The sequence below is a fragment of the Paenibacillus sp. JNU01 genome, from assembly GCF_059130585.1.
On sequence record NZ_CP169723.1, the window covers coordinates 4,204,142 to 4,214,926 of the forward strand.

General features: G+C 45.8%; 9 protein-coding genes and 1 tRNA gene. 8 read left to right on the forward strand and 2 right to left on the reverse strand.

All coding sequences use genetic code 11. The features are described from left to right. The first annotated feature begins 361 nt into the window (after positions 1-361). The gene (locus NLBNIHML_RS18305; protein WP_494352456.1) at positions 362-1,459 is read left to right on the forward strand and encodes a stalk domain-containing protein; all 1,098 of its coding nucleotides are present in this window, start codon (positions 362-364) and stop codon (positions 1,457-1,459) included. 235 nt (positions 1,460-1,694) lie between these two features. Here the strand turns inward: NLBNIHML_RS18305 and clpP are convergent, their stop codons facing one another. Both clpP and NLBNIHML_RS18315 read right to left on the reverse strand, forming a co-directional pair. Further along, the gene (clpP, locus tag NLBNIHML_RS18310; RefSeq protein ID WP_017691245.1) at positions 1,695-2,291 is read right to left on the reverse strand and encodes an ATP-dependent Clp endopeptidase proteolytic subunit ClpP; all 597 of its coding nucleotides are present in this window, start codon (positions 2,289-2,291) and stop codon (positions 1,695-1,697) included. 176 nt (positions 2,292-2,467) lie between these two features. After that, positions 2,468-2,542 (reverse strand) — tRNA-Arg (locus tag NLBNIHML_RS18315). A gap of 426 nt (positions 2,543-2,968) precedes the next feature. On the opposite strand from NLBNIHML_RS18315, the gene NLBNIHML_RS18320 reads away from it, so the two are divergent. The 7 genes from NLBNIHML_RS18320 (at position 2,969) to secG (ending at position 10,751) form a co-directional block, all read left to right on the forward strand. After that, positions 2,969-3,994, forward strand: coding sequence for a sugar-binding transcriptional regulator (locus NLBNIHML_RS18320; protein WP_124118313.1), 1,026 nt, complete (start codon positions 2,969-2,971; stop codon positions 3,992-3,994). Positions 3,995-4,100: 106 nt separating this feature from the next. Next, positions 4,101-5,108, forward strand: coding sequence for a type I glyceraldehyde-3-phosphate dehydrogenase (gene gap, locus NLBNIHML_RS18325; RefSeq protein ID WP_056695277.1), 1,008 nt, complete (start codon positions 4,101-4,103; stop codon positions 5,106-5,108). A gap of 151 nt (positions 5,109-5,259) precedes the next feature. Further along, positions 5,260-6,441 (forward strand): phosphoglycerate kinase, encoded by a 1,182-nt coding sequence (locus NLBNIHML_RS18330; RefSeq protein WP_494352457.1) that lies wholly within the window; start codon positions 5,260-5,262, stop codon positions 6,439-6,441. 36 nt (positions 6,442-6,477) lie between these two features. Continuing rightward, on the forward strand, positions 6,478-7,230 hold the full coding sequence (gene tpiA, locus NLBNIHML_RS18335; RefSeq protein WP_253429049.1) for a triose-phosphate isomerase: 753 nt from the start codon (positions 6,478-6,480) through the stop codon (positions 7,228-7,230). A 1-nt stretch (position 7,231) separates the two neighbouring features. Next, entirely contained in the window at positions 7,232-8,776 is a 1,545-nt protein-coding gene (gene gpmI / locus NLBNIHML_RS18340) for a 2,3-bisphosphoglycerate-independent phosphoglycerate mutase (RefSeq protein WP_339239021.1), read from the forward strand. 242 nt (positions 8,777-9,018) lie between these two features. After that, the gene (eno, locus tag NLBNIHML_RS18345; protein WP_076291983.1) at positions 9,019-10,305 is read left to right on the forward strand and encodes a phosphopyruvate hydratase; all 1,287 of its coding nucleotides are present in this window, start codon (positions 9,019-9,021) and stop codon (positions 10,303-10,305) included. Positions 10,306-10,517: 212 nt separating this feature from the next. After that, a complete protein-coding gene (gene secG, locus NLBNIHML_RS18350) occupies positions 10,518-10,751 on the forward strand; it encodes a preprotein translocase subunit SecG (protein ID WP_339239022.1) in 234 nt (77 codons plus the stop codon). Positions 10,752-10,785: the final 34 nt, after the last annotated feature.

Genomic DNA, 10,785 nt, shown 5'->3' on the forward strand with positions numbered 1-10,785 from the left:
CAAGTAACCTTTACAAGTTTCACTTGATGGGTACAACGAAATGATGACAAAGACTTTGTCCTGAGGACAGAGTCTTTTTTTGTTGGAAAAGCAAACTTTGATGAAGTTTGATAGAAGTGTACCTTTCTCAAGCAACGTGAAATGTTGTTTGTTGGTATCTTTTTTGTATAGTTGTTCGTGACAAAAAGGTCATATCCCCTTATATTTTCCGCCTGATATTCATCAACATTGTAACTCGAGCTGTAAACCTTTCCGAAATTGGGTTAATTATAATAGAGAGGTGAGCGTATGAGATATGCGATCAGGTCAGGATTACATACGCAATGATACCTAATTGTGAATTCAGAGAGGAGTTTTATATATGACATCATGGAAAAAATGGACAAGTGCGTTGCTTGCAGCAGGAATTATTGTAGGTAGTGGTTCGGTATGGCAGGAGAGTTCGGTACAGGCGGCTTCTGTATCCTCGAAAGTGACAACCCCAGCTGAGGTAACGCTGAAATCGGGTGGGAAAACACTGACTCAAAAAGGACTTCTTCAAGGTGGATCGACTTGGGTCTCGCTGACAGCAGTCAAAGATGTAGCGGGTGGAACGTTGAAATATGATGCTAAAACGAAGTCATATACGGTAACAGCAGCCAACAATGCGATGACCGTTAGCCTGATGGATGGACAACCAAACGTCTATATTAACGGGTATTACCCTCAGGTGGAAGCAAAATTGATTCAGGGTCGATTATATATTCCATTCTCGGCAATGCGAGATTATCTGGGTGTACAGGGAAATTGGGATGGCAAAACCAAAACGTTGACACTCAGCAAAGTGAAGCAAAATAATGTGCAGGTAAAATCGACAAAAGTAAACGTGACTGTGAAGAATGCGGAGGTGGATGTACAATATCCGCAGGTGAGTGGACTTGCCAGCAAAGAAGCTGAAGCGGCCATCAACAAAGTGCTCAAAGATGAAGTGGATACGGCTGTTGCTGCTTTCAAAAAACAAACCACTGAATTCGGCGGGGCAACCGCAAAACGTCCATATGCATTTGAAACTTCGTATGTCGTGACCTACAATGAGAACGGCGTGCTAGGTTTGATCACTCAACGTTATGAGGACTATGCAGGAGCACACGGCATGACAACCCGTACGGGACACACCTTTGCACTGGACACAGGCAAGGAGCTTACGTTAGATGATGTGCTGCAAAATAACAAAACCATGCGCGAGACGTTGGGTAAAAAAGTGGGCGAGCAACTGAAAGCCCGCGGTGGATACCTGGAAGGCTACAAAGGGTTAAATAAAGACCAGGATTTCTATGTGACACCAACGGGCGTAGTTGTGTTCTTCCAGTTGTATGAATATACAGCGTACGCGGAAGGTTTCCCTGAAATGAAGTTCACTTACAAGGAAGTTCTGCCTAAGGGCACAGAGCCGTTTAGCAACGTAACATCAGACAAGTAAGTTCGCGTAGGGTAACTTTTAAGCAAAAGCACTTATATCACATTCTTCTCATGAAAAATAATAACAAGAATCCCCCGTCATCCTGCTTTGACGGGGGATTCTTGTTTATCCAGGCAACGCACTCCACTAACGGGTGTGATATTTGCCTGTTTAGTTGGAAATAGCACAGGGCGGGCTCACCTATATATCGGTGAAGCCCGCCCTGTGAAGTTACCGCTAGTCTCCAGGCAGCATATTAGATGCCTTGAGAACCCACGTTTTCAATAACTTTATCAATGATACCGTAATCGGCAGCTTCAGCAGCACTCATGAAGTAGTCACGATCTGTATCTTTCTCGATCCGCTCCAGTGGTTGACCTGAACGCTCAGAGATGATGCGGTTCAAGGTATCACGCATTTTCAGGATGCGGCGAGCACGGATTTCGATGTCCGAAGCTTGACCTTGAGCACCACCAAGCGGTTGGTGAATCATGATTTCACTGTTAGGCAACGCAAAACGTTTCCCTTTTGCACCAGCATTCAGCAAGAATGCACCCATGGAAGCCGCCATACCTACACAGATGGTAGATACATCCGGTTTGATGAATTGCATTGTATCGTAAATGGCCATACCGGCTGTAATCGATCCGCCTGGGCTGTTGATGTATAAGTGAATGTCTTTCTCCGGATCTTCCGCAGCCAGGAACAACATCTGTGCCATAATGGCATTAGCCACTACATCATTAACATCGCTACCAAGGAAAATAATACGATCCTTCAGCAATCTGGAGTAGATGTCATAGGCGCGCTCACCCCGGTTGCTCTGTTCAACGACCATTGGAATAAAACTCACGTGAAAAACCTCCTCGGAATGTAAATGTTATTGGTGCTTATATTTAAACTGTTACCGTATTACCCACATAATAAACAATTCCAAACAAAAAGTCAAAGAAAGTCAAACTAACTTGCAAAAAAAAGAAACCTTTCCGGTTTCATTGGTTAAAAGGGTTATGAGCTGTTAAATAAAAGTGGCGCGCCCGCCAAGAATCGAACTTGGATCTCAGGCTTCGGAGGCCTACGTCATATCCATTGGACCACGGGCGCACATTATGTGACAGCAATAATGATTATAGCTCATGAAATATTTAATTGCAAGCAATTCGTGATGTGTATTGGTTTGGATTAACCTAAAAATGATCATGATGAAGAAGAGTGGATAAAGAGTGCATTTAAGTAAATGCTATTAGAGGTTTTGGACATGCCCGATGAAATGTATTCTGAGCGATATGTAGATGGAATTCATTTGTTTCTTCTATATATGGTATGCGTGAGCTAGTCCTTGATCATGGAAGTCTAGGATTGTGAAAATAGGCGCGTACAATCGCTGAATGTGTGTCGAAATAACACGTTGAAACACTTGCATGTCACGTCAGTTTTAGGTAGAATAGACGTGGGACTTAAAAAGTTAACCCGGGACGTTTTAGGGCCACGAAAGAGAGCTTGGAACGAGAACTTGCGGGAGTGGAAAGCATGCGAACGATTTTAGAAGTACAAAAGCAGCTTCTGCCTGATCTCATGGATGTCTTGAAAAAGAGGTATACGATTCTGCAGCAGATCATGTTATCGGATGTGATCGGACGGAGAACGTTAGCTAATTCCATGCAGATGACCGAGCGGGTTCTGAGGGCTGAGACCGATCTGTTAAAGGCTCAGGGACTTATTGAAATTGACAGTGCAGGAATGAAGATCAGCGAGGCAGGGTATGATTTGCTGCAGCAGTTAGAGCCCGTAGCCAAAGAGTTGTTCGGATTATCCGAGCTGGAAGAGCGCATCAAGCAAGCCTACGGTCTGCAAAAGGTAGTTGTGGTTCCTGGTGATTCGGACGTATCTCCATTTGCCAAAAGGGAACTGGGCAGAGCCGGAGCGAAGGCTCTCGGCAATATCATGAGTGACAACGACGTTGTCGCCGTTACTGGCGGATCAACAACGGCCGAAGTCGCAGAGCAACTGACTCCGCCAACATCGCTCAAAGGTGTCTGGTTCGTACCGGCACGCGGCGGACTTGGAGAAAGCCTTGAAATTCAGGCAAATACGATTGCATCCACGATGGCAAAACGGGTAGGAGCGCAATATAAACTCCTGCATGTACCGGATTTGCTTAGTGATCATGCCTATGAATCATTAATCCAGGACCCCAGTGTTCAGGAGATTCTGCAGCTGATTCGAAAATCGCGGATTGTTATTCATGGAATTGGTGATGCCGTGGAGATGGCGACAAGACGTAAACTTGCGACGGAGATCATAGATGAACTTCAGGAGCAGGGAGCGGTATCTGAATCTTTCGGTTATTACTTTAACGATCAGGGTAAGGTGGTACATACCATGCTTACACTTGGGATGCGACTACAGGATATTGAACGAACCGATGTTGTGATTGGAATCGCAGGTGGCAAAAGCAAAGCTGCTGCTATACATTCCGTGTTGCGATTTGGTCAGGAAGATATTCTGATTATTGATGAGGCAGCTGCCGAAGTCATCGTTGCTGAAATGGAATAAGGTTTTACTCTGCAACACAACTATTGTTGTCTTGACGGACTTCACCGTCTGTCTTGAATATATAAGTTTCATAAAAAATTAATCAAAACTTGGGAGGAACTTACTCATGATTAAAGTAGGTATTAACGGTTTTGGACGTATTGGACGCTTGGCATTCCGCCGTATTCAAAATGTAGAGGGCATTGAAGTAGTAGCAATCAACGACTTGACTGACGCTAAAATGCTGGCTCATTTGCTCAAATATGATACAACTCAAGGTCGCTTCGATGGCGATGTTGAAGTACACGATGGCTTCTTCAAAGTGAACGGCAAAGAAGTTAAAGTATTGGCTAACCGTAACCCGGAAGAACTTCCTTGGGGCGACCTGGGCGTAGATATCGTTCTGGAATGTACTGGTTTCTTCACAACGAAAGAAGCAGCTGAGAAACACTTGAAAGGTGGAGCTAAGAAAGTTGTTATCTCCGCACCAGCTACTGGCGACATGAAAACCATCGTTTACAACGTAAACCATGAAATCCTCGACGGTACTGAAACTGTAATCTCCGGCGCATCTTGCACAACGAATTGCCTGGCACCTATGGCAAAAACACTGCAAGACAAATTCGGAATCGTTCAAGGTTTGATGACTACAATTCACGCTTACACTGGCGACCAAAACACATTGGATGCTCCACACCCTAAAGGTGACTTCCGTCGTGCTCGCGCAGCAGCTGAAAACATCATCCCTAACACAACGGGTGCTGCTAAAGCAATCGGTCTGGTAATTCCAGAACTGCAAGGCAAATTGGATGGTGCAGCTCAACGTGTACCAGTAGCTACTGGTTCCCTGACTGAGCTCGTAACTGTTCTGGGTAAAAAAGTTACTGCTGAAGAAGTTAACGCAGTAATGAAAGAAGCTTCCGACCCACAAACTTTCGGATACACTGAAGACGAAATCGTATCTTCCGACATCCAAGGTATCACTTTCGGTTCCCTGTTTGATGCAACTCAAACTAAAGTTCTGACTGTTGGCGACCAACAATTGGTTAAAACTGTAGCTTGGTATGACAATGAAATGTCCTACACTGCACAATTGGTTCGCACTTTGGAGCACTTTGCAAAAATGATTAAGTAATATCTGCAATAACATAGAGCGGAAACAGATGCTATATTGTTTCCGCTCTTTATATATCAATATTTTGCAAATTTCTCAAAAACACCAGGATTGACAAGGGATTTCAGCCCTTGATCGGTCCACCAAATACATGGGTGCGGAGGAAATACAGATGAACAAAAAAAGTGTACGCGATATCGAATTGACAGGAAAACGGGCTTTTGTCCGTGTAGATTTCAATGTGCCGCTCGAAGATGGTAAAATTACAGATGACAAACGTATTCGTGCAACGCTTCCTACAATCAACTTCTTGATTGAAAAAGGCGCTAAAGTCATTTTGGCAAGCCACATGGGTCGTCCTAAAGGCGAAGTGGTTGAGTCTTTGCGTTTGACTCCAGCAGCTGAGCGTTTGTCCGAATTGTTGGGTAAAACAGTTGTTAAAACTGACGATTCTGTTGGTGACGCTGTTAAAGCTCAAATTGCTGAACTGAACAATGGCGACGTATTGTTGCTTGAAAACGTTCGTTTCCACGCAGGCGAAGAGAAAAATGATCCGGAACTGGCAAAACAATTTGCTGAACTGGCTGACGTTTTCGTTAACGATGCGTTTGGCGCGGCTCACAGAGCACACGCTTCGACTGAAGGAATTGCTCACTTGCTTCCAGCGGTGTCCGGTTTGTTGATGGAAAAAGAACTTGAAGTGTTGGGTAAAGCCATTTCCAACCCTGAGCGTCCTTTCACAGCCATCATTGGCGGATCCAAAGTTAAAGACAAAATCGATGTAATCGACAACCTGCTGAACATTGCAGACAACGTGATCATCGGTGGCGGTCTGACTTACACGTTCCTCAAAGCACAAGGACATGAAATTGGACAGTCCTTGCTGGATGACTCCAAACTTGATGTTGCGCTCGGTTTCATCGAAAAAGCGAAAAAATTGGGCAAAAACTTCTACCTGCCGGTAGATATCGTAGTGTCTGACGATTTCAGCGCAAAAGCAAACACACAAATCGTTGATATCGATGGCATCCCAGCAGATTGGGAAGGAATCGACATCGGTCCTAAAACACGTGAGATCTATGCTGACGTAATCAAAAACTCCAAATTGGTTGTATGGAACGGACCAATGGGCGTATTTGAAATCGAGCCATTCTCCCACGGTACTCGTGCAGTAGCAGAAGCTTGCGCTGAGACAGAAGCTTACACTGTAATTGGTGGCGGTGACTCCGCAGCAGCAGCTGAGAAATTCAAATTGGCTGACAAGATGAACCACATCTCTACAGGTGGCGGTGCATCGCTCGAGTTCATGGAAGGTAAAGTACTTCCAGGCGTAGTGGCACTGAACGACAAGTAAGTTTTAGTAGTCTATAGCATGAAGGAGTTGAAACCCATGAGAACACCGATTATCGCAGGTAACTGGAAAATGTTCAAAACGGTTTCCGAATCCAATGACTTCATTCAGGAAGTTAAAGGAAAAGCGGAAGTTGAAGGCGTGGAAACTGTAATCTGCGCACCGTTTACGAATCTGCCATCCCTGGTAGAAGCCGTTAAAGGCACAAACATCAAAATTGGTGCACAAAATCTTCATTTTGAAGACAATGGTGCATTCACAGGTGAAATCAGCGGTGTAATGCTGAAAGACCTGGGTGTGGATTATGTCATCGTTGGTCACTCGGAGCGCCGTCAATATTTTGCGGAAACCGATGAGACTGTTAATAAAAAGTTACATGCAGCATTCCGTCACGGATTGACTCCAATCTTCTGCCTTGGTGAAACGCTTGAAGAGCGTGAAGCGAACCAAACAAAAGACGTATGCAAAGTGCAAACAGAAGCTGCTTTGGCAGGTCTGTCTGCAGAGCAAGCGGCACAGGTTGTTATCGCTTATGAGCCAATCTGGGCGATTGGTACAGGCAAATCCTCCACTTCCCAAGATGCGAATGAAGTTATTGCTTACATCCGTACATTGGTGAAGGATCTGTACAACGAGACGGTTGCGAGTGCAGTTCGTATTCAATACGGCGGCAGTGTTAAACCGGAGAACGTAACAGAATACCTCGGACAAAGCGACATCGACGGCGCGCTTGTTGGCGGTGCCAGCTTGCAGCCGGCTTCGTTCATCGCGCTTGTTGAGGGGGCGAAGTAAGATGACAGCTCCAAAACCTGTAGCACTGATCATCATGGACGGCTTTGGTCTGCGTAACACGGTGGAAGGCAACGCGGTAGCGCAAGCCAAGAAACCGAACTACGACCGTTTTATGAGCCAATTCCCACATACAACGCTCACTGCTTGCGGTGAAGCTGTAGGTTTGCCAGAAGGGCAAATGGGAAATTCCGAGGTAGGTCACCTGAACATCGGTGCCGGCCGGATCGTATACCAGGATTTGACCCGTATCTCCAAATCCATTCGTGACGGCGAGTTCTACGACAATGAAACACTTGTCAAAGCGGTGCGCGAAGCGAAACAAAACGGTAAAAAGCTTCATCTCTACGGTTTGTTGTCCGATGGCGGCGTACATAGTCACATCGACCACCTGTTCGCTATGCTGGATCTGGCCAAAAAAGAAGAAATGAACGATGTATATATTCATGCCTTCATGGATGGCCGTGATGTTATGCCCGACAGTGGTAAAGACTTCATGCAGAAGCTGATCGCCAAGATTGAAGAAGTTGGTGTGGGACAAATCGCTACGGTACAAGGTCGCTATTACGCGATGGACCGTGACAAACGTTGGGAACGGGTGGAGAAATCATACCGCGCCATCGTTTATGGAGATGGACCGAAATACACTGACCCACTCAAAGCGGTTGAAGAATCGTATGAGAAATCCGTATTTGATGAATTCGTTGAACCAACGGTTATCGTCAAAGCGGATGGTGAGCCGGTAGGTTTGGTAGAAAGCGGCGATTCCGTTATCTTCCTTAACTTCCGTCCTGACCGTGCAATCCAGTTGTCGCAAGTATTCACGAACCAGGACTTCCGCGGTTTCGATCGTGGTCCGAAGTTCCCAGTGGGCTTGCACTTTGTATGTTTGACTTTGTTCAGTGAGACGGTTGAAGGTTATGTGGCTTACTCGCCGAAGAACCTCGACAACACCCTGGGTGAAGTTCTGGTACAGAACAATAAAAAACAACTGCGTATTGCAGAAACCGAGAAATACCCGCACGTTACCTTCTTCTTCAGCGGCGGTCGTGATGTGGAGCTTCCGGGCGAAACTCGTGTACTGATCAACTCACCAAAAGTTGCAACGTATGACCTGCAACCAGAGATGAGCGCGTATGAAGTGGCTGACGCATGTGTTCGCGAGATCGAAGCAGACAAACATGACGCCATCATTCTGAACTTCGCTAACCCTGACATGGTTGGACACTCCGGCATGCTGGAGCCTACCATCAAAGCGGTAGAAGTAACAGATGAGTGCATGGGCCGTGTTGTGGATGCAGTACTTGCCAAAGGCGGCGTTGTACTGATCACTGCGGATCATGGTAACGCGGATATGGTGTTCGATGAGCAAGGACGTCCGTTCACAGCTCATACAACGAACCCGGTTCCATTCATCGTTACAGATGCTAACGTTACCTTGCGTGAAGGCGGAATCCTGGCAGATATTGCGCCAACGATCCTTGACCTGATGCAGTTGCCTAAACCGGAAGAAATGACAGGTACATCTGTCATCGCTACCCGCAAATAAGTTACACAGCCAACATATATGAAATTGGGAAGTTTGGCGTTTACCTCTGAACGGAGGCAGCAGAAATGGTCTGAAGAAGCGAAGCGTTCGCCTTTATCACAGGATTCCAACTTATGAGAATAAGTTCAAAGGAATCCGGGGATAACAGCGATCGGAAGACGATTCTGCTGACGAAGTGGATAAGGGGAAACACAAGGAGTCCTAATTTTCAATAAATTCAAATTTAAAGGAGATTATCACAAATGACTATTATTTCTGACGTGTACGCTCGCGAAGTCCTCGACTCCCGCGGTAACCCTACAGTAGAAGTTGAAGTATACCTGGAGTCCGGCGCAATCGGACGCGCAATCGTTCCATCCGGTGCATCCACTGGTGCCCACGAAGCAGTTGAGCTTCGCGATGGCGACAAATCCCGTTACCTCGGTAAAGGCGTTCTGCAAGCTGTTAAAAACGTAAACGAAACAATCGCTCCAGAAGTTATCGGTATGGATGCATTGGATCAATTGGGTATCGACAAATTGATGATCACTTTGGATGGTACGCCAAACAAAGGTAAACTGGGTGCTAACGCAATCCTGGCTGTATCCATGGCAGTAGCTCGCGCAGCTGCTGACGCTCTGGACCTGCCATTGTACGTTTACCTGGGCGGATTCAACGCTAAAGCATTGCCAGTTCCAATGATGAACATCATCAACGGTGGTGAGCATGCAGACAACAACATTGACGTTCAAGAGTTCATGGTTCTTCCAGTTGGAGCACCAAGCTTCAAAGAAGCTCTTCGCGTAGGTGCGGAAATCTTCCACAACCTGAAATCCGTATTGAGCTCCAAAGGCTTGAACACAGCTGTAGGTGACGAAGGTGGTTTCGCACCGAACCTTGGTTCGAACGAAGAAGCAATCACTACAATCATCGAAGCGATTGAAAAAGCGGGTTACAAACCAGGTGTTGACGTATTCCTGGGTATGGACGTAGCTTCCACTGAGTTCTACAAAGATGGTAAGTACACTCTTGCTGGCGAAGGTAAATCTTACACTTCCGCTGAGTATGTTGACCTCTTGGCTTCATGGGTTGAGAAATACCCAATCATCACAATCGAAGACGGTATGTCTGAAGATGACTGGGATGGTTGGAAATTGCTCACTGAGAAATTGGGAGACAAAGTACAACTCGTTGGTGACGACTTGTTCGTAACGAACACTGAGCGTCTTGGCAGAGGTATTGAAGAAGGTATCGGTAACTCCATCCTGATCAAAGTTAACCAAATCGGTACATTGACTGAAACATTCGATGCAATCGAAATGGCTAAACGTGCAGGATACACAGCTGTAATCTCCCACCGTTCCGGTGAGTCCGAAGACAGCACAATCGCTGATATCGCTGTTGCAACAAACGCTGGTCAAATCAAAACGGGTGCTCCTTCCCGTACAGACCGTATCGCGAAGTACAACCAATTGCTCCGCATTGAGGATCAACTGGGTGAACTGGCTCAATACAATGGTCTTAAAGGATTCTACAACCTTAAAAAATAAGCTGGATATCCAGCTTTTACGGGCAAGCCGGGTAACCGGCTTGTCTTTTTTATTGATGCGGATTAATCGTATAATGTATGGAGTATGTAGATGGTCAAATTTAGGGTATTGTATAAACTGCACTACTTGTATCACAACAATAGCTATGTTACAATTAAAGTAACTGTTTTTATGGTGAGATGTTATGCCCACATGGGTAGGAGGTGGAAAGAATGGATATTGCTTTGAAATTGCTGCTCGTTGTCTTCTCGATCGGTCTAATCACTGTAGTATTGCTGCAGCACGGGAAAAGCGCTGGTTTGGCGGGTGCCATCTCCGGTGGTGCGGAACATCTTTTCGGTAAAACGAAAGCGCGCGGATTGGATCTCTTCCTGCAACGTGCAACGGTGGTACTGGGTGCAGGATTTATGATTTTGTCTATTATTGTTACGGTGTTTTCCAAGTAAAATTGGAACTGCTGGGCAATGAATAGCTTAAGCT